Here is an 18,587-nt window from a genome sequence, read left to right as displayed (position 1 = left end):
TTTATTGGGTGCTTGTTCGGCGGGCTAAAGCGCCAGGGCCGGCTCAGCAGGTGACCCGAATTTCGGCATAGCCGGTGACGCCCTCGTCGCCGCCCGAGGTGACGCCGATCATGCAGCTGGTGCCGGGAAGCGGCATGGTACCCCCGGATACCACCATGGTGCCATCGGAGAGCGACATGAAGCCATTGTCGACATTGGCAACCGTGATGGCGGTGTTCTGACCGCAAATGGGGTAACTGTCGCCCGCCGCCACCAGTATGCGCATGCCCGAGGGCAGGCAATCGTCGCCGGCTCCGGCGCTGGTCGGCGCAGGCGTCGCCGTCGAGGGGGCGATGGCGGGCAGGGCGGTCGCGCCACTCCGCCAGTTCTGTTCGAGAATGGCGAGGCGGTTGGGAAGGTCGGGCAGCTCGGCGTTGGGGCTGGCGACGGCCGGGGTCGCGGGCGTCGCCGTGCCGATGGAGCGCGCATAAAGATCAAGGCTCAGCCGCACCTGCGCCAGGTCGGTGGCGAGCCGCAGGGTTTCGCGTCGGGTTTCACTATAGATCCAGGCCGAGGCGGCCAGCGAGGTGACGCCGACAAGCGCGGCAACGACGCTGAGCGTGGCGGTGGCACGTGGCAGGCGCCTTCGACGACGAGGCGAGGGGCCATCGAAAGCCTGGCGCATGCTGGGATCGGCGGCGCCGATGCGGATTTCCGGAGTGACGCTGGTCATGTCGGCCCTGTCGGCCGGGCGTTCGGTTTGCTTGGACTCCAATTGGGCTCTCCGATCGCTGGTTCGGCGTTGCGTTCCCATCAAACTGGGGCCGAACTAGGGCCCCGGCCCGCAGCCATGGTCAGGAGCGGCGCAGCGGCGGCATGGGCTTAGGTGCCGTCTTGCCCGAGATGACGGGTGCAATATTGGGGTCCTGTCCGCCACCGCCGAACATGTTGCCGATCCCGGAGAAGAAACTGCCGACGGCTTCGCCGCGCGCCTTCACGGCTTCGGCCTCGGCTTCCTTCTTCTGCTCGGCCGCGGCATAGCTGCTCATGGCGTTTTCATCGGCCTGCTGCTTGGCGGTCAGGGCTGCATTCTGGATGGTGGCCGGGCAGGGGCCCAGGGCATTGAGCGGACCGGTGGAGGCGGGATTGAAGATATACTGCTTTTCGCAGACGTCCCAGACCGGCGGGGTCTTGGTGACTTCGAACAGGTCGTAGCCTTCCTTGATGTCCTTCCAGAAGCCGATGTGCTGGTTCTGGCTGTAGCGGGCCATATTGGCGGCGCTCATGCGGAAGGGGAAGGCCTGCAGCTGGAAGCTGGAATTGCCGCCCTTGAAGCTCTCGCGGGCCAATGCATAGATCTCGGCGATGCCAGCATCGGTCATGGCGTAGCAGCCGCGCGAGGAGCAATCGCCATGCACCATAAGATCGGAGCCGGTGCGGCCATGGGCGCGGTCGAACTTGTTGGGGAAGCCGGTATTGAAGGCAAGGTAGTAATTGGACTTCGGATGCATCAGGCCCGGGGTGATGGTGTAGAAGCCTTCCGGGCTCTGCCGGTCGCCTTCCTTGAATTTAGGGCCGATATCGCCGGAGAAGGCGCAGATCTCATAAGCCTTGAACAGCTTGAACTGGCCAGAATTGGTCTTCTTCCAGATTTCGAGGGTCTTTTCTTCCTTGAAGATGCGCACGACCATCGGCGCTTCGGGCGAAGAGCCCATCGCCTTGAGGCCCGCCACCACAGTGCTCGACAGCGGCTGGTTATGACGGTTGTCGCCGCCTTTGACGAAGCCGGCACAGGCGGCCAGCCCGACGGCCAGCCAGACCAGGATCACTAAGGCGCCGAGGCGATGCAAAAAGGAAGACATTAGGGAAGTCCAAGGCCCGTAGGGGAACAGTTCCGTTATGGGGCAGAGTGGTTACCGGGTCATGACCTGACAGGGTTAACCGCCTCTTACCATGCAGGGCAAAAGGCCGGAAGCCGGGGGTGTTCACGCAAGCGTGTGAGCAAGACGGCGGCGGCGACAGGCCGGCAGGGCGCACTGCAGCCGGGGCCAGGAGGCCCTCATTGCGGCAAAGCGAATTCGAGGATGAGGTTGCGCTGCCAGTCGTTGAAATTGTTGTCCGAACCCATGAGGATGCGGGTCTCCCCGCCCGGTGTCTGGTGCACCATCAGGCTTTCCATATTGTCGATCTCGGCCCCCTGCGCCGCGAGCAGCAATTCGCCCTTCATGAGATTGCCGGGGCGCACTTCGGCAGCTGGGACGCGGCGCAAATTCATCACGAAGCTGAACAGCGAGACGCCGCGTTCGAGTACCAGCAGGTCGCCATTGGGCAGGAAGGCGCAATCGGTGGGATTGACGATGGGCGAATTGACATAGCCGATCGGTCCCTTGTCGTTGATGCCCAGGAGCCAGCCGCGATGATTGCCATCGGCATCAAGCGCTTCCTCGGTGATCAAGAGGGTCGAGCCGGCAATGGGCGAAGTCGGCGGAGCGATGCAGATCGATTCCAGCGATTCATTGGTGCGCAGATCGGTCAGCCATTGGGGAATGGGCACTTCCTTGGCCGGGCCGCCCGGCCTGCCATCGGTGACGGCGAAGTCGGCGACGCGGGTCAGGTGCTCGAAGCTGACGCGCACCCCGGTGGCGACGCCATCGCGCCAGATGGTGTCCATGCCCTCTGCGTCGCGGGCATATTGGCGCGGCAAGGGCGCACCCTTGGAATTCTGGATCGGCTCGATGGTGACGCCGATAAAGCCGAACAGCCTGTCGTCATCGTCATAGGCCAGGCGCCCGGAAACGAACTGGCCACGGTCGGACACAAAGGCGATCTGGTGGCCGGGCCCGGTGGTGGTGACGCTGGAAAGACCCCCGAACATATCGTCGGGGCTGATCAGGGTCATGCCGCCGCGAAAGATCAGCTTGTCCACCGGCGCATCGAGACCGATGCCCTTGAAGCGCATGACCTGGGCAGCGCTGACCGTCGCCTCCACCGCCCCGGCCGGCAGAGCCAGGCACGCCAAGAGCGGCAGAAGGGCGGCGGCGCGGATCATCCCCGCGCGCGCCGCCGGGTCTGTGCCGGCATCTCTTCGTCGAACAGGGCTGCCAGCTCGTCGGTCAGCGCCCCGCCCAGTTCCTCGGCGTCAAGCAGGGTGACGGCGCGCCGATAATAGCGCGTCACGTCGTGGCCGATGCCTACCGCTACCAGCTGGATGGGCGAACGGGTTTCGATATCCTCGATCACCTGGCGGAGATGGGCCTCGAGATAATTGCCGGCATTGACGCTCTGGGTGCTGTCATCGACCGGGGCGCCGTCGGAGATCACCATCAGGATACGGCGCTGCTCGGGGCGGGCCATCAACCGCTTGCGGGCCCATTCGAGCGCCTCGCCGTCAATGTTCTCCTTGAGCAGGCCTTCGCGCATCATCAGGCCGAGATTGCGCCGTGCATGCCTCCAGGGCTCGTCGGCGGCCTTGTAGATAATGTGGCGGATATCGTTGACGCGGCCGGGATTGGGCGGACGACCGGCCTCGAGCCAGGCCTCGCGGGACTTGCCGCCCTTCCAGGCGCGCGTGGTGAAGCCGAGGATTTCGACCTTCACGCCGCACCGCTCCAGCGTGCGCGCGAGAATATCGCCGCAGATCGCCGCAATGGTGATCGGGCGGCCGCGCATGGAGCCGGAATTGTCGATCAGCAGCGTCACCACCGTGTCGCGGAAATCGGTGTCGTTCTCGACCTTGAAGCTCAAGGCCTGCAGCGGATCAGTGACGACGCGGGTGAGGCGCGCGGTGTCGAGCAGGCCTTCTTCGAGATCGAACTGCCAGCTGCGGTTCTGCTTGGCCATGAGGCGCCGCTGCAGCTTGTTGGCGAGGCGTGCGACCGCTCCCGCCAGGTTTTCGAGCTGCTTGTCGAGCAGGGCGCGCAGCTGATCGAGCTCGTCGGGTGGGCACAGTTCGGCCGCCTTGATGATCTCGTCGTATTTCTGGGTGAAGACCTTGTAGTTGAACTGGTTCGACAGCCGCTCGCCGCCATCCTTGGCCGGCGGGGGCATGGGAGCGTCTTCGCCAGCTTCGGCCTCGGCATCCTCGTCGGCATCGGCCATGTCGGCCTCCATGCCTTCGACGTCGCCGGTATCTTCGCTGTCGCCGGCCTGCTGGTCTTCTTCGCTCTCGGACTGCTCGTTCTCGCCGTCACCCTGCTCCTGGGCCTGGTCGGCGCCCTGGGCCTGTTCGGGCTGGTTGTCCTCGCTCTCGCCTTCCTCGCCATCGGCGGGGTCCTGCATGTCGCTTTCAGCGATGAGGTTGAGGTCGCGCAGCACATTGCGCACGGCGCGGGAGAAATCCTCCTGGTCCTCATAGGTGCCCAGCAGCGCCTCGAGCGAGCTGCCGGCCTTGTTCTCGATCTCGTCGCGCCACAGATCGACCAGCGCATGGCCGGAGGGGGGCACGGCAACGCCGGCCAGGCGCTCACGCAGGATGAGGCCCAGCGCTTCGGCGAGCGGGGCATCGCCCTTGTCTGCCACTTCGGCGAAATTGGAGCGGAACAGCCTGTCTTCCAGCATTTCGTGGATATTGGCGCCCATGCCGGGCATACGGATGACGCCCAGGCTCTCGACGCGAGCCTGTTCCAGCGCGTCGAAGGCGGCCCGGGCCTGCGGGTCCATCGGGGCGCGCTTGCGGTGGGCTTCGGGATCATGGCTGGCCAGGCGCATGGCCATGGCGTCACCCTGGCCGCGGGCAATGGCGATGTCGCGCTTGGTCGGCAGGCGCGGCAGATTGGCCAGCCGCGCCTTGTCGGAGGTCAGCAACGGCCGGTCGGCGGTGAAGCTGACTTCCAGATCGGCCTTGCCGCCAATGGCGCGCACCGTGGCGCCCATGGCCGATTTGAAGGCCTGGGTCTGGTCGGGCTTGTTGGCTTTGCTGCGCGGGGGAGTGGCCATTATTACGCTCGTCGGTTGGTACGGCGCATTGGCGTCCCACTGGAATGTGGCTCATGCGCCCCCTCCCCGTTGAGGGGAGGGTCGGGGAGGGGGGTGGCTCAGTGATTAACCGATGGACCCCCACCCCCAACCCCTCCCCTCAAGGGGGAGGGGAGCAAGAGGGCCCACATGCTGTATTTTAGGCCATCACCGCCAGATTGGCGGAGCTTTCCGGCAGGTCTTCGCCGAACACGCGCTGGTAGAACTCGGCAACGACCGGGCGTTCGAGCTCGTCGCACTTGTTGAGGAAGGTCAGGCGGAAGGCAAAGCCGATATCGCCGCCGAAGATGACGGCATTTTCGGCCCAGGTGATGACGCCGCGCGGCGACATGACGGTGGAGATATCGCCATTGATGAAGGCCGAACGGGTCAGGTCGGCCAGGCGCACCATGTTGGAAATCTGCTTCTTGCCCTTGTCGCTCTCGCCATAGGATTTGTTCTTGGCGAGCACGATGCCGACTTCCTTGTCGTGCGGCAGGTAGTTGAGCGTGGTGACGATGCTCCAGCGGTCCATCTGACCCTGGTTGATCTGCTGGGTGCCGTGATAGAGGCCCGATGTGTCGCCCAGACCGATGGTATTGGTGGTCGAGAACAGGCGGAAGGCCGGGTGCGGAATGATCACGCGGTTCTGGTCGAGCAGGGTCAGGCGACCGGATTGCTCGAGCACGCGCTGGATCACGAACATCACATCCGGGCGGCCGGCATCGTATTCGTCGAAGACGAGAGCGACATTGTTCTGCACCGCCCAGGGCAGGATGCCGTCGCGGAATTCGGTGATCTGCTTGCCGTCCTTGAGGACGATGGCGTCCTTGCCGACCAGGTCGATACGGGAGACGTGGCTGTCGAGATTGACGCGGACCAGCGGCCAGTTGAGGCGCGCCGCGACCTGCTCGATATGGGTCGACTTGCCGGTGCCGTGATAGCCCTGCACCATGACGCGGCGGTTATAGGCAAAGCCGGCCAGGATCGCCAGCGTGGTATTGCGGTCGAACAGATAGTCCGGATCGATCGGGGGGACATGGCCGGTCCGTTCCTTGTAGCCCTTGACCACCATGTCGGTGTCGATGCCGAAGAGATCCCGTGCCTTGTATTCGGTGTCGGGCAGATTGGTGAACTCGGTCATGGAAAGGCTCTTGACTGTCAAGGAAAGCAAAGGGAAGGCGGGAGGCTCTATAGCAGCATTGTGACGGGGCGGGTAGCCTCGGAAGGGCGTGGCGGTTCAGCGCGCCACGAAACCCTGTTTCTTGAGGTGGGAATAGGCGGCGATCACCGAACGCAGCTTGTCCTCTGAGGACGCGTCGCCGCCATTGACGTCCGGGTGGTGCTTCTTGACCAGGGCCTTGTAGGCCGCCTTGATCTCGTCGGACTTGGCATGGCCGGTAATCCCCAGCGCCTCGAGCGCGCGGCGGTCGGGCTCGTTGAGCGGCTTGACCCGTTCGGAGGCCGGGCGCTTGGACTGCTGGTAGCGGTAGCGCGCGAACACGCCAAAAGGGTCGCCATATTTATCGCCGGGCCGTCCGGCGGCGGCGCTGGCCGCGCGCGCGGCGCCGGCATTGCCGGTGGCGAAGCTGGAGCGCGATTCGACCTTGGGCGGGGCGTGCAACGCTTCTTCGAGGTCTTCCGGGCTCATGCCGGCGAAATAGTTGAATGCCTTGTTGTAGTGGCGCACATGCTCAAGGCAGAAATTGTGGTACTGGCCTTCCGAGCGCACGCCCTTGGGGGCCTTGTACTCGCCGGGCTCTTCACAGCCTTCCCAGTCGCACGGAGTCGTCACCGGCTCAGCCTTCTCCTCCTGGCGCGGGCGGATGCGAATGTTGTCGAAGAGCTTGGATTGCAGTTTCATCGTACCCAGTTACTTGCCTGAACAATATTTCGCAGGAGCCGACCCATGTCCGTCGCGGACACTATCCGAGCCAAGCTCACCGACCGGTTTTCGCCCCTCCAGCTGGAGGTCATCGACGAATCCGAGAGTCACCACGGTCACTCGGGCTGGCGAGAGGGTGGTGAAACCCATTTTCGTGTCAGAATCGCGACCCGCAATTTTGACGGTCTAAGCCGCGTCGCGCAACACCGTGCGGTGATGGATGCGCTCGACGCGGAATTGAAAGACAGGGTGCACGCCCTGGCCATCGAGGTCTTGCCCGCCACCTAGCTGGTTTTGGCGGCCTCGAGCGGCACGATCCGCACCTTGGACACGCGCTGCCGGTCCCGTTCCAGCACCAGGAAGCGGAAGCCGTGGGCGCTGACCTCGTGGCCAGGCTCGGGAATGAGCTTGGCCGCCGTGATCACGATGCCGGCAACGGTATTGGCAGTGTCGTCGGGCAGGCTCCAGTCGAGCAGGCGGTTGATGTCGCGAATGGCGATGCTGGCATCGATGTCGTAACTGCCGTCGCCATTCTTGTGGATGCCGAACACCGCCTCGTCGTCGGGTTCATCATGTTCGTCGGAAATGTCGCCGACGATTTCCTCGATGATGTCTTCGAGGGTGACCAGTCCTTCGAGCACGCCATATTCGTCCAGCACCAGCGCCATATGGGCGTGGCGCTTGAGGAAGGCGCTGAGCTGCACCTGCACTGGGGTGGATTGCGGAATGAACCAGGGCTTGGTCATGATCTTGCGCACATCGACCTGGCTGGTATCGCCATTGGCGTCCATCAGGGCCCGCAGCACGTCCTTGGCGTGCAGCACGCCGACGATATTGTCGCTCTCGTTTTCATAGAGCGGCATGCGGGTATAGGCGCAGTCGAGCACGTCGCGCACCAGTTCGTTCACCGGACGGGTAACGTCGAAGGCGGTCATCTGCGTGCGATGCACCATCACGTCGCTCACCACCAGGTCCTTGAGATCGAGCAGCCCGCCGAGCATGTCCCGGTCGTCCTTGACCACTTCGCCTTCCGAATGCAGCAGGTCGAGCGTGCCGCGGATTTCGTCATGCCCAGAAATGGCGCTGGCATTGGTCGCGTCGAGCCCGAAAAGGCGCAGGATGGAATTGACGACGGCCTGCACCGCCAGGGTAACCGGCGCGAAGAACACCACCACGACCCGCACGACCGGCACCACCGCCAGCGCAAAGCTGTCTGGGCGCATCAGGGCCAGGGTCTTGGGCAAAACCTCAGAGAAAATCACCACGGCCGCGGTCATAGCGATGGTGGCATAGGCGATCCCCGCCTCGCCAAACACCGCGATCAAGACGCTTGCCGCCAGCGTGGAGGCCAGGATGTTGACGATATTGTTACCAAGCAGGAGGGCGCCGATCAGGCGTTCCTTTTCCCGCGTCAGCGATTCCACCAGCACGGCCCGGTTATCGCCATTGCGCGCCAGCTGATGCATGCGGGCCCGCGAGGCGGCGGTCAGTGCGGTTTCCGAGCCGGAAAAGAAGAAACTCATGGCCAGCAGCACAATGATGCCGGCAGAGGTCAACCACAGCGTCGTCGTCATGGGGCGCGCATCTCCTCGAGGAAAGTCCTGACCTTGTTGGGATCGACATTCCTTTCGATGAAGGCCTTGCCGATGCCGTGCGTGAGAATGAAGGTCAATGCACCGCGCTGGACCTTCTTGTCCTGCGCGATGGCGGTCATCAACGTGTCGGTGGTGCCGAGCGTTCCGGGGATGTCAGCCAATGTGGTGGGCAGGTCCGCGCGCTTCAAGTGGCTGGTGACGCGGCCGATATCCTGCCCCGGTGCGAGGCCCAGCCGCGCCGAGAATGTGTGCGCCAGCACCATGCCGATGGCGACGCCCTCGCCATGCAGCAAGCGGTCGGAATAGCCGGTATCCTTTTCCAGCGCATGGCCGAAGGTATGGCCGAGATTGAGCAGGGCGCGGACGCCGTTTTCCTTCTCGTCCTCGATGACCACACGTGCCTTGTGGGCGCAGCAGCGCGCCACCGCTTCCCCGCGGGCCGGGCCGCCGGCGAAAATCTCGTCGAGATTGATATCGAGCCAGTCGAAGAAGTCGGGGTCGTCGATCAGCCCATATTTGGCCACTTCGGCGTAGCCGGCAGCGAATTGGCGCTTGGGCAGCGTGTCGAGCGCGGAGAGATCGGCCAGCACCAGCTTGGGCTGGTGGAAGGCGCCGACCAGGTTCTTGCCATGGGGCGAATTGATGCCGGTCTTGCCTCCGACCGAGGAATCTACCTGCGCCAGGAGCGAGGTGGGCATCTGCACGAAATCCATGCCGCGCCTGGTGATGGCGGCGGCAAAGCCGGCGAGGTCGCCAATGACCCCGCCGCCCAGGGCGATGACGAGATCGCCACGTTCGAGCCGTGCGGCCAAGAGGCCCTCGACCACGGTTTCGAGATTGGCATAGCTCTTGGTGCTTTCACCGGCGGGCAGGACTATGGTGTCGTAGCCAAGGCCTGCGGCATCGAGGCTCCTGGTCAGGCGCGGCAATTGTGCCTCGGCCACGGTCCTATCGGTGACAATGCCGTAGCGGCGCCCGGGAAAGCGATCGGCGAGAATCGGGCCTGCATCGTCCAGCAGGGTGGGGCCGATCAGGATGTCATAGGCGCGCTCGCCCAAAGCGACGTGGACAGTGTGGTCGATCCGGGTCATGGCGGGCCTTCAGGTCTTGAGGTGATGCAGGGCGGCATTGATGACGTCGCTGGCGACCGCCTCGTGAGGCACGTCGCGGCTGAGCACGGTGATGTCGGCCTCCGCATAGATGGGGTAGCGGTCGGCGATCAGCTTTTCCAGCGTGGCACGGGGATTGTCGGTCTTGAGCAGCGGCCGATTGGCGCGACGCGATACCCGCTCGAACAGAATATCGGCATCGGCCTTGAGCCAGACCGACAGCGCGCCGGCCTTGATCAGCGCGCGGGTTTCGAGATTGACGAAGGCGCCGCCGCCAGTGGCCAAGACGATATCGGTATCCTTGAGTACGCGGGCGATAACGCGGGTTTCCCCGGCGCGGAATTCGGGCTCTCCGCGCTGCGCGAAAATCTCGGGAATGCTCATATGCGCGGCTTTTTCGATTTCCTCGTCGCTGTCGAGGAATTGCCGGCCCAGCCGGTTGGCGAGGCGCCGCCCTACCGTGGTCTTGCCGGCGCCCATCATCCCCACCAGCACGAGGGGACGCCCGCCCAGACGTTCGGCCAAGGCCCTGGCTCGGGCGTGCCGCCCCGCCGTCTCCGATTTGCTCACCTGGCCGCTCTCCGTTTCAGGCGCTATCAAACGGTCCGGGCGTGGGCTGTCAAGCGCTAGGGCATGCGAGGTTGATCCGTGCGGCGGTTTCCGCAACACTGGTCACAACCGGATTGCAACCATTGGGTGTCACACTGCTCTGTGCCGCCGCCTGTGGGATTATCATGCCGACCCTGTTTCGCCTGCTTATCATCGTGTTGTTCCTTGCCGGGCTCGGTTATGCCGGGATGTTCGCGCTCGTCTCCTTCGTGCAGCCGACGCCGAAGGAAGTTAGCCAGCGCATCCCGACGCGCGACCTGTTGGGCGAGCCCGAAGGCGGGCCGCGTCCCGGCCTGCCGGTCCCCAATGTCAGCAGCACGCCGGCGACGGGCGGGCAATGAGCGGGGCGCATCTGGTCGGCGCCTTCCTCGAAATGATGAGCGCCGAGCGCGGGGCCGCCGCCAATACGATCGAAGCCTATCGCCGCGATCTCAGCGATTATTCGGGCTTCGTCGCCGGCCGGGGACAGAGCCTGCTCGATTGTCCGCGCGATACCGTCACCGCCTATCTCGAAAATCTCAAGCTAGAGGGGCTGTCTGCCTCCTCCAGCGCTCGCCGGCTTTCGGCCATACGACAATTGCACAAGTTTTTGTGTGCCGATGGACTGCGCGGGGATGATCCCACGCGGATCGTCGCCAGCCCCAAGCCGCGACGCGCCCTGCCCAAGGTGCTTTCGGTTGCCGAGGTCGATCGCCTGCTCACCCTGGCTGAAACCGAAGCCAATGCGCCGGCCAGCCCGGCCAAGCAATTGGCGGCGCGCCGGCTCTATTGCCTGCTCGAAATGCTCTATGCCACCGGGCTGCGCGTCAGCGAACTGGTGAGCCTCAGGCGCAATGCGGTGATGCGCGATGCCAGTTTCATCACCGTCATCGGCAAGGGCAGCAAGGAGCGCATCGTGCCGATGAACGACCGGGCGCGCGATGCCGTACGCGCCTGGGTCGAGACGCTGCCGCCGGGGCCCTGGCTGTTTCCGGCCAATGGCGAGGACGGCTATCTCGCGCGGCAGGTTTTTGCGCGTGATCTCAAGGGGCTGGCGGGGCGGGCCGGCATCAGTGCGGCGCGGGTGGCGCCCCATGTGCTGCGCCACGCCTTTGCCAGCCATTTGCTGGCTGGCGGCGCCGACCTGCGCGTGGTGCAGATGCTGCTCGGCCATGCCGATATTTCCACCACGCAGATCTATACCCATGTGCTGGATGAGAAACTGCGCAATCTGGTGGAGCAACACCACCCGCTGGCGCAGGAATAGGCATTCCTTGGACAGGAAAATCCATCCATTTGGCCCCGGCGGCTTGACTCGGCATTGCGCCATCGCCACTTTCCGGCCACTTTAGCAGGCAACAGGCTGGGCTCGATTTTTCGGGGTCGCCTATAACGACCCCTGACGGGCGGGTGGGATGCAGTCTTATCTCGATTTTGAAAAGCCGGTCGCCGATCTCGAAGCCAAGATCGTCGAACTGAAATCTCTGGCGGCAACCGACCAGGCCGTTTCCATCGATGAGGAAGTCAACCGCCTCTCGGCGCGCGCTGACGAAGCCCTGGTCGAAATCTACCGCAAGCTGACCCCGTGGCAGAAGACGCAGGTGGCGCGCCACCCGCAGCGACCGCATTTTTCGGACTATGTGCAGTCCCTGATCACCGAATGGCAGCCGCTGGCCGGTGACCGCAAGTTCGGTGAAGACGCGGCCCTGCAGGCCGGCTTTGGCCGTTTCAACGGCCAGCCGGTGGCCATTCTGGGCCAGGAAAAGGGCAATTCCACCGAGACGCGGCTCAAGCACAATTTCGGCATGGCCAATCCCGAGGGCTACCGCAAGGCGGTCCGCATCATGGATATGGCCGACCGCTTTTCCATCCCGGTTATTTCCTTCGTCGACACCGCCGGCGCCTATCCGGGCATCGGCGCCGAAGAGCGTGGCCAGGCCGAGGCTATTGCCCGCTCGACCGAGAAGGCGCTGGAACTGGGCGTGCCAAACCTCGCCATCATCATCGGTGAGGGCGGCTCGGGCGGCGCCATCGCCATCGCCACGGCCAATCGCGTGCTGATGCTGGAAAATGCCATCTATTCGGTGATTTCCCCGGAAGCAGGTGCATCCATCCTGTTCCGCGACGCAGCGCGCGCCCAGGACATGGCCACGGCGCAGAAGATCACCGCGCAGGACCTGCTCGGCTTCAGCGTCATTGACGGCATCATCCCCGAACCAACCGGCGGCGCGCATCGCCACCATGGCGCGGTGATGGAGTCGGCCCGCATTGCCATCGACACCTTTCTCAGGGACTTCGAAGGCAAATCGCGCCTCGAGACCCGCGAGCATCGTCGCGAGAAATTTCTCGCCATCGGCACCAATCTCTAGTTGTCCTGGCGCGCCGGCGCAGCTCGCGCCGGCCGGCCGATGGCTAGACCGAGGGCAAATAAAAAGGCCGGCATTGCTGCCGGCCTTTTCGTTTATCGAAGAGAGGAGGCTTACGCCGCTTCCTCGTCGCTTTCGGCATCCGCGGCATCGGCCTTGGTGCGCTTGGGGCTCTTGGCGAGCTGCTTTTCGATCAGCTGCACGGCCTCGGTCAGCGTCAGCTTCTTGACGGCGCTGATTTCGCGGCTCATGCGATCCATGGCCTGTTCGAACAGCTGGCGTTCCGAATAGGACTGCTCGGGCTGTTCCTCGGAGCGATAGAGGTCGCGCACGACTTCGGAAATGGCGATGAGATCGCCCGAATTGATCTTGGCTTCATATTCCTGGGCGCGACGCGACCACATGGTGCGCTTGACACGGGCCCGACCGGTGACGGTATCGAGCGCCTTCTTGACCTCGTCCTCTTCGGCCAGCTTGCGCATGCCGACAGACTTGATCTTGGCGACGGGTACGCGCAGAGTCAGCTTGTCCTGCTCGAAGCTGATGACGAACAGCTCGAGGGTCAGGCCGGCGACTTCCTGCTCTTCGATGGCGACGATGACGCCGACGCCATGGGAGGGATAGACGACGTATTCGCCGGTCTTGTACCCGAGCCGCTGCTGTACCTTCTTGGCTACCATATTACTGGAACTCCTTGTTGACGCCCCAATGGTCGGTTCCTTGCGGGAAGGACCCACCATTCCTACTCATGCCTGGCGTCCGACCCGGACGCCGATGCGCAGTCAAGCCATCTGGCCGCATCGGGATCCGCTTGCCCGATGCGCCACACAACCGTCGATGGTGTCAAAAAAATCGTGCCTTGCGGCACGGGCTGGGTGACGAGCTTAACTGCATAGAAGCCCACCATAGCACAAATTTTCAGCAGAATCAAAAGATACGAATCAGGCAGCCGAAAGCGGTCGCTGACGCGCGGCAAATTGACGAAAATCGGGCCGTGACAAGAGGCGTTTAGTCGCCTTCGCCGGGTTCTTCAGAGAAATACTTGTCGAGCTTGCCAGCCTCGCCGTCGCGCTCCTTGGCCTCGGGCAGAGGATCGCGGCGTTCGGTCAGATTGGGCCAGATAGCGGCAAACTTGGTGTTGAGCGCCAGCCATTCGTCGAGACCGCTCTCGGTATCGGGCTTGATCGCCTCGGCCGGGCATTCGGGCTCGCAGACGCCACAATCGATGCACTCATCCGGGTGGATGACCAGCATGTTCTCGCCTTCGTAGAAACAGTCCACCGGGCAGACTTCCACGCAGTCGGTGTACTTGCAGGCAATGCAATTGTCGGTGACGATATAGGTCATTCTGGCAGGCAATCCCGTCCATCGCGGCCGACCCTTGGGTAGGTCAAGCCACCTGTCTCAACGGGTCCGGTGCTAAACCCTTTTTTTGCCTGCTGCAAGACCATGGCGAGGGACGGTTTGGCGCAGGATCGGTTTGGGGCGGAATGGTCTGCCAATCGGCAGGGCCAGCGCTAGCCGCGGGCGGCTGGATAATGACGAAAGACCAGATCCTCGGGGTCTTGCCCGATGGCGTCAGGGTCGAGCACCGCGCCCAGCCTGCGCGCCAGGGCAATCGAGCGCTGGTTTTCCGGATCGCAATAGCTGACGAGACTGACGAGGCCCAGGATGTCAAAGGCCCAGTCGCGCATCGCTTCGGCCGCTTCAATGGCATAGCCTTGGCCTTCAAAGCCGTCGTAGAGCAGCCAGCCCAGTTCCTTTTCAGGAAAGAGCGGGCCGTGATTGATGCCGATCTGGCCGAGCACGGCGCCGTCGGCGCGGCGCTCGATCATCAGGCAGCCATGGCCGAAGAACTGCCATTGCGCGGCATCGTTGGTGAACATGCCCCAGGCGGTCTTGAGGTCGAAGGGCCCACCCATATGGACGGCACGCGGCGACATCATCAGGGCGCGATAGAAATCGAAATCGGCAGAGATCATCGGCCGAAGACGCAGACGCGTGGTCTCGAGGGTTGGAATGTCAATCATCGTCGCTATCGATGAGGCGATCTGTGTCGCGCCGTTCCTTCTTGGTCGGGCGTCCGCTGCCGGCCGGCCGTTCGGCGATGGCGGCGTCGAAGACCGACAGTTCAGGCTTGGGCGGCATGGGCGGGGAAATGTCCTCGTAGAGCCCCTGCGCTTCGCTGGCCGGACCGCGCCTGGTGCCGGGGTCGAGAATGCGCCAGACAAGGATGCGGCCATGCAGCGACATGGTCAGCACATCCCCGGCACCGACCTTGTGGTCGGTGCGCTCGGTCTTTTCAGAGTTTACCCTTATGGCGCCGGTCTCGATGAGCTTTTGCGCCAGGGTGCGCGACTTGACGGCGCGGGAGAAGAACAGGAACCGGTCCAGACGTTCCTTGCGGAGAACGGCGCTGTCCGGCCCGCCCAAACCCTAGTCCTTCTTGTTGCGCAAGGCGGCCAAAGCCGCGAAGGGGCTGTCCGGATCAAAGACCGGCTTGCGCTCTTCACGCGGCGGGCGGCGATCGGCCCGTTCGGGGCGCTCATTGCGCTCGGGGCGGCCGCCGCGGCGCTCATCATCGCGTGGTCGCCCATGAGCCGGCTTGCCATTGCCCTGCGGGCGCTCGTCGCCTTCCGGCCGGCGCTGCCCCTTGGAGGCGGCGGGACGGGTGCGATCGCGATTGGCGCGCTGGCGCGGCTGGCCCTCTGCCGCATCGCCCTCGCGACGCTGGCGCGGCTCGTGGCGGCGCTGCTGCTCATTGCGGCGGCCACCGGGGAACCAGACCTCGTCGAATTCCGGCTCGGCCGGCGTCGCGGCTTCGCTGGCGTCGGCAGCGGCGGGAGCCGCGTCGGCCACCGCTTCTGCCAGGGACGCTTCGACCGGCGCGATGATTTCAGCGGTCTCGACGGTTTCAGTCGCCTCGCCCGTGGCCACTTCCGCAGCCTCGTTGCCGGGCTCGATAGCAGCGGGCGCGTCGGCCAGGACCTCGGCAAGGGCCGGGGCTTCCGCAGAGGCTTCGGCGGGCACGATCGGAGCGGCAACCTTGGGGGTACGGCGCAGGCGATAGCCCAGGGAGGAGAGGATGGAGGCGAAATCTTCGCCCGAGCAGCCCAGAAGGCTGGTCATCTCGACGGTGACGCGGAAGCCGTTACCTTCGGCAGCGCCGGCCGGCAGGTCGCCCTGATAGGGGCGGGCGGCGTCGAGTGCGATCAGCGGACGGATGATGTCGGCGAGGCGCTCGAGGATATCGATGCGCACGGCGCGCTTGCCGGCCACCTTGAAGCCGGCGATCTCGTACAGGCGCGGATCGACTTCAGGATCGACCAGGAACGAGGTGCGGCCCGACAACACGATGTGCGGAATGTCGGTGACGCCGGGCTGGCGGGTGCCGCCATGCTTGAGCGCGAACAAGATCAGCGCCAGCTCGCGCGGTGCGGGCTTGAGCGAGAGCGGCAGATAGATGTGATAGGCGCCGAACTTGATGCCCAGCTTGCGCATCTTGCCGCGCACATCCTGATCGAGCGCCTTGACGTCGTCGGCGACGACAGCGCGGGGCAAGAGGCCCAGATGTTCGAACAGGCGATAGGCGATGCCGCGGGCGGGGCCATCGAGGTCGGCCGGCGCTTCCAGCGCCATGATCGGCTCGAGCACGGTATTGACGTGGTGGCGCAGCCAGAGCGACAGGCGATCCTGTACCTTTTCAAGGTCGGGTCCGGTCAGGGTCTCGTCGGCAAGGGTGATGATGCGGGGGCGATAGAGGCTGTCGCCCTCGGCCAGTTCCGCGACCACTTCCCCGCGCCAGCGCAGGCGGCCATCGGTGGCCAGCACGAATTCCTCGTTAGGGGCGCCAGCCAGGCGTTCGGCGCGATTGTGGATCTCGGGAGCAACCACCGCTTCCGCAGCGCCGCGAATGCCTCGCGCATCCATGTCGCCTTCAGAGCGCGCCAGGGTGAAGCGGAAGCCTTCAAGCGTTCCGATCAAATGGCCTTCCAGCCGTACTTCGCCTTGGCTGTTGATTTCGGGAGATACCATACGTTTGTCTTTCAGGTGGCGGAGTAGCACGCTGGTGCGCCGGTCAACGAACCGCTGGGTCAGCCGCTCGTGCAGAGCGTCGCTCAGGCGATCCTCGATATCACGGGTCTTTTCGCGCCAATAGAGAGGGTCTTCAAGCCAGTTTTTACGATTGGCGACAAAGGTCCAGGTCCGGACCTGCTTGATCCGGTTGCTGAGCGTATCAATATCGCCTTCCGCATTGTCGCAAAAGCGCACCTGCTCGGCAATCCAATCGGCGTTGACGCGGCCCTTTCGACGCAAATCGGTAAAGATGCGGGTAATGATTTCCCCATGCGCGGCGGGCGAAATGCCCTGATAGTCCGGCAACTGGCAGCATTCCCACAGCACCCGCACGGCATCGAGCCCGCGCACCAAGCCCGCCGCTTCGTTGCGGGCGAGAAATTCGAGCGCCATCTGGTCGGTGGCGATGGGCACGCGGGTTAGGGTCCGGTCGGTGGGGGAGACATCAAGCGAATCGCGCAGCGCATCGAGCGATGAGAAATCCAGCGCGCTGTTGCGCCATTGCACCACCTTTACCGGCTCGAAGTCATGGGTTTCGAGCTGGACGACCAGTTCTTCGTCGAATCCTTCGGTGCCGCCGGTGACCCCGAAGGTGCCATTGTGCCGGTGGCGACCGGCGCGGCCGGCAATCTGGCCGATTTCGGACGGGGTCAGTGGCCGGCTCTGGCGACCGTCGAACTTGGTGTCGTCTGCAAAGGCGATGTGGTGGATATCGAGATTGAGCCCCATGCCGATGGCATCGGTGGCGACCAGGAAATCCACGTCGCCATTCTGGTAGAGTTCCACCTGGGCATTGCGGGTGCGCGGGCTGAGCGCGCCCATGACCACTGCGGCGCCGCCGCGTTCGCGCCGGATCAGCTCGGCAATGGCATAGACCTGGCGGGCGGAGAAGGCGACGATGGCGCTGCGGGCCGGCTGGCGCGAGATTTTCTTGGAGCCGGAATAGGTCAGCTGCGAAAAGCGCGGCCGGTCGATGATCTCGGCATTCGGAATGAGCTTGCGGATCACCCCGGCCATGGTCGCAGAGCCCAGGAGCAGGGTTTCCTGCAGGCCGCGAGCCTTGAGAATTCGATCGGTGAAGATATGGCCGCGATCGAAGTCGATGGCGGTCTGGATTTCATCGACCGCTACGCAGTCGACATGGATGTCCATGGGCATGGCCTCGACCGTCGCCACCCAATAGCGCGGCTTGGCCGGAACGATCCGCTCTTCCCCGGTGACCAGGGCCACAGCCTGTTCGCCGACCCGCTCGACGACGCGCGTATAGACCTCCCGGGCCAGAAGACGCAAAGGCAGGCCGATCATCCCGGTTGGATGGGCCAGCATGCGCTCGATGGCAAAATAGGTCTTGCCGGTATTGGTCGGCCCCAGAATGGCCTTGACCGAGGGGGAGGAAAAAAAGGTCATTGCGCCCAATGTAAGGGGCCGGGGCCGGGGTTGCGAGAGGCAAGAGGATTTGTCCCAAGAAAGGACAGGGATTGATACCTTTTCGCCACGAGTCTTAACGGGTGAAACCAAAGGTGAACGAAGCAGCATCGAATCGGCGCGAATCGGTAAATCCGGCTTTGTTCACCACGAGATGTGGTGGGCTCCTTCGCCCCGGTCGCACAAGCGGCTGGCATAATCATGTCCTTGCGGCACAACTGGTCGCCAAAACCGTTTAGAAGGGTTTCGGTTCCGTTAATCCGGCGCGAAAACGGGCAAAGCTGAAGCAGAGGTAAATTCGCCTCGCGTCGATATTTTTCATCCCTTCATGCCCATGGGCCCGGCTTTGCTGGGATTGGCCGGCGCGCATTGAGGAAAAACTGCATTGACGTGCCAGGATGGCACAGGGCCGGCGCGGGCCCGATAGCGACGCGAAAGCTGACGGCAAGAGCAAAAGGCGGCAGCCAAGAGTGTTTCGGGCCGAGTCATTGGCGCGCGTCTTGGCAATGTCACAAGGCAAATAGAATGCGGCAATTGTGGAATAGTATTCTTAAATGCCCATTGGGTGGATTGCGCACAACGCTCGGTTAACTGCTTTCTCCTAGCCTCC

18 protein-coding genes are annotated in these 18,587 nt (G+C 63.9%); 4 read left to right on the top strand and 14 right to left on the bottom strand.

Annotated elements, in window-relative coordinates; genetic code table 11:
- Positions 1 to 43: 43 nt before the first annotated feature.
- From BGO80_RS08570 to BGO80_RS08545, 6 genes are all read right to left on the bottom strand, one after another.
- On the bottom strand, positions 44 to 754 hold the full coding sequence (locus tag BGO80_RS08570; RefSeq protein WP_286720853.1) for a hypothetical protein: 711 nt from the start codon (positions 752 to 754) through the stop codon (positions 44 to 46).
- Positions 755 to 833: 79 nt separating this feature from the next.
- Positions 834 to 1,841, bottom strand: a complete 1,008-nt coding sequence (locus tag BGO80_RS08565) for a L,D-transpeptidase family protein (RefSeq protein WP_286720851.1) — start codon at positions 1,839 to 1,841, stop codon at positions 834 to 836.
- A gap of 197 nt (positions 1,842 to 2,038) precedes the next feature.
- On the bottom strand, positions 2,039 to 3,028 hold the full coding sequence (locus BGO80_RS08560; protein WP_286720849.1) for an esterase-like activity of phytase family protein: 990 nt from the start codon (positions 3,026 to 3,028) through the stop codon (positions 2,039 to 2,041).
- Positions 3,025 to 4,914: a cobaltochelatase subunit CobT gene (cobT, locus tag BGO80_RS08555; RefSeq protein WP_286720847.1), complete on the bottom strand. Its 1,890-nt coding sequence runs from the start codon at positions 4,912 to 4,914 to the stop codon at positions 3,025 to 3,027. The genes BGO80_RS08560 and cobT overlap by 4 nt, the downstream gene beginning before the upstream one ends.
- 178 nt (positions 4,915 to 5,092) lie before the next feature.
- Positions 5,093 to 6,076 (bottom strand): cobaltochelatase subunit CobS, encoded by a 984-nt coding sequence (cobS, locus tag BGO80_RS08550; RefSeq protein ID WP_126150483.1) that lies wholly within the window; start codon positions 6,074 to 6,076, stop codon positions 5,093 to 5,095.
- 96 nt (positions 6,077 to 6,172) lie between these two features.
- On the bottom strand, positions 6,173 to 6,796 hold the full coding sequence (locus BGO80_RS08545) for a J domain-containing protein (protein WP_286720844.1): 624 nt from the start codon (positions 6,794 to 6,796) through the stop codon (positions 6,173 to 6,175).
- Between the two features lie 45 nt (positions 6,797 to 6,841).
- Between BGO80_RS08545 and BGO80_RS08540 the strand changes: the two genes are divergently transcribed.
- On the top strand, positions 6,842 to 7,105 hold the full coding sequence (locus tag BGO80_RS08540; RefSeq protein ID WP_286720842.1) for a BolA family protein: 264 nt from the start codon (positions 6,842 to 6,844) through the stop codon (positions 7,103 to 7,105).
- On the opposite strand, the gene BGO80_RS08535 is transcribed toward BGO80_RS08540, so the two are convergent.
- The 3 genes from BGO80_RS08535 to BGO80_RS08525 are packed head-to-tail and all read right to left on the bottom strand — an operon-like array spanning position 7,102 to position 10,091.
- The gene (locus tag BGO80_RS08535) at positions 7,102 to 8,391 is read right to left on the bottom strand and encodes an HlyC/CorC family transporter (RefSeq protein WP_286720840.1); all 1,290 of its coding nucleotides are present in this window, start codon (positions 8,389 to 8,391) and stop codon (positions 7,102 to 7,104) included. The genes BGO80_RS08540 and BGO80_RS08535 overlap by 4 nt on opposite strands.
- The gene (gene aroB, locus BGO80_RS08530; protein ID WP_286720838.1) at positions 8,388 to 9,503 is read right to left on the bottom strand and encodes a 3-dehydroquinate synthase; all 1,116 of its coding nucleotides are present in this window, start codon (positions 9,501 to 9,503) and stop codon (positions 8,388 to 8,390) included. The genes BGO80_RS08535 and aroB overlap by 4 nt, the downstream gene beginning before the upstream one ends.
- 9 nt (positions 9,504 to 9,512) lie before the next feature.
- Positions 9,513 to 10,091 carry a shikimate kinase gene (locus BGO80_RS08525; RefSeq protein WP_126150488.1) on the bottom strand — a complete coding sequence of 193 codons (579 nt, stop codon included), beginning with the start codon at positions 10,089 to 10,091 and terminating at the stop codon, positions 9,513 to 9,515.
- Between the two features lie 164 nt (positions 10,092 to 10,255).
- Between BGO80_RS08525 and BGO80_RS19420 the strand changes: the two genes are divergently transcribed.
- From BGO80_RS19420 to BGO80_RS08510, 3 genes are all read left to right on the top strand, one after another.
- Positions 10,256 to 10,471 carry a histidine kinase gene (locus tag BGO80_RS19420; protein WP_329601459.1) on the top strand — a complete coding sequence of 72 codons (216 nt, stop codon included), beginning with the start codon at positions 10,256 to 10,258 and terminating at the stop codon, positions 10,469 to 10,471.
- The gene (locus BGO80_RS08515; RefSeq protein ID WP_286720836.1) at positions 10,468 to 11,376 is read left to right on the top strand and encodes a site-specific tyrosine recombinase XerD; all 909 of its coding nucleotides are present in this window, start codon (positions 10,468 to 10,470) and stop codon (positions 11,374 to 11,376) included. Before BGO80_RS19420 ends, BGO80_RS08515 begins: the two co-directional genes overlap by 4 nt.
- Positions 11,377 to 11,524: 148 nt before the next feature.
- Positions 11,525 to 12,478, top strand: a complete 954-nt coding sequence (locus tag BGO80_RS08510; protein WP_286720834.1) for an acetyl-CoA carboxylase carboxyltransferase subunit alpha — start codon at positions 11,525 to 11,527, stop codon at positions 12,476 to 12,478.
- A gap of 110 nt (positions 12,479 to 12,588) precedes the next feature.
- Here the strand turns inward: BGO80_RS08510 and BGO80_RS08505 are convergent, their stop codons facing one another.
- The 5 genes from BGO80_RS08505 to BGO80_RS08485 all read right to left on the bottom strand — a co-directional run bounded on the left by BGO80_RS08505 (position 12,589) and on the right by BGO80_RS08485 (position 17,959).
- Positions 12,589 to 13,155: a CarD family transcriptional regulator gene (locus BGO80_RS08505; RefSeq protein WP_126150491.1), complete on the bottom strand. Its 567-nt coding sequence runs from the start codon at positions 13,153 to 13,155 to the stop codon at positions 12,589 to 12,591.
- A gap of 328 nt (positions 13,156 to 13,483) precedes the next feature.
- Positions 13,484 to 13,822 carry a ferredoxin FdxA gene (fdxA, locus tag BGO80_RS08500; RefSeq protein WP_286720831.1) on the bottom strand — a complete coding sequence of 113 codons (339 nt, stop codon included), beginning with the start codon at positions 13,820 to 13,822 and terminating at the stop codon, positions 13,484 to 13,486.
- 170 nt (positions 13,823 to 13,992) lie between these two features.
- On the bottom strand, positions 13,993 to 14,505 hold the full coding sequence (locus tag BGO80_RS08495) for a GNAT family N-acetyltransferase (protein WP_286720829.1): 513 nt from the start codon (positions 14,503 to 14,505) through the stop codon (positions 13,993 to 13,995).
- Entirely contained in the window at positions 14,498 to 14,908 is a 411-nt protein-coding gene (locus tag BGO80_RS08490) for an RNA-binding S4 domain-containing protein (protein ID WP_286720827.1), read from the bottom strand. The genes BGO80_RS08495 and BGO80_RS08490 overlap by 8 nt, the downstream gene beginning before the upstream one ends.
- Before the next feature lie 3 nt (positions 14,909 to 14,911).
- Positions 14,912 to 17,959 (bottom strand): helicase-related protein, encoded by a 3,048-nt coding sequence (locus BGO80_RS08485; protein ID WP_286720825.1) that lies wholly within the window; start codon positions 17,957 to 17,959, stop codon positions 14,912 to 14,914.
- Positions 17,960 to 18,587 lie beyond the last annotated feature (628 nt).

The organism is Devosia sp. 63-57, assembly GCF_001899045.1.
GTDB classification, from domain to species: domain Bacteria; phylum Pseudomonadota; class Alphaproteobacteria; order Rhizobiales; family Devosiaceae; genus Devosia; species Devosia equisanguinis.
Note: the sequence above shows the minus strand (reverse complement) of the source record. Positions and strands in the feature narration are given on the sequence as shown.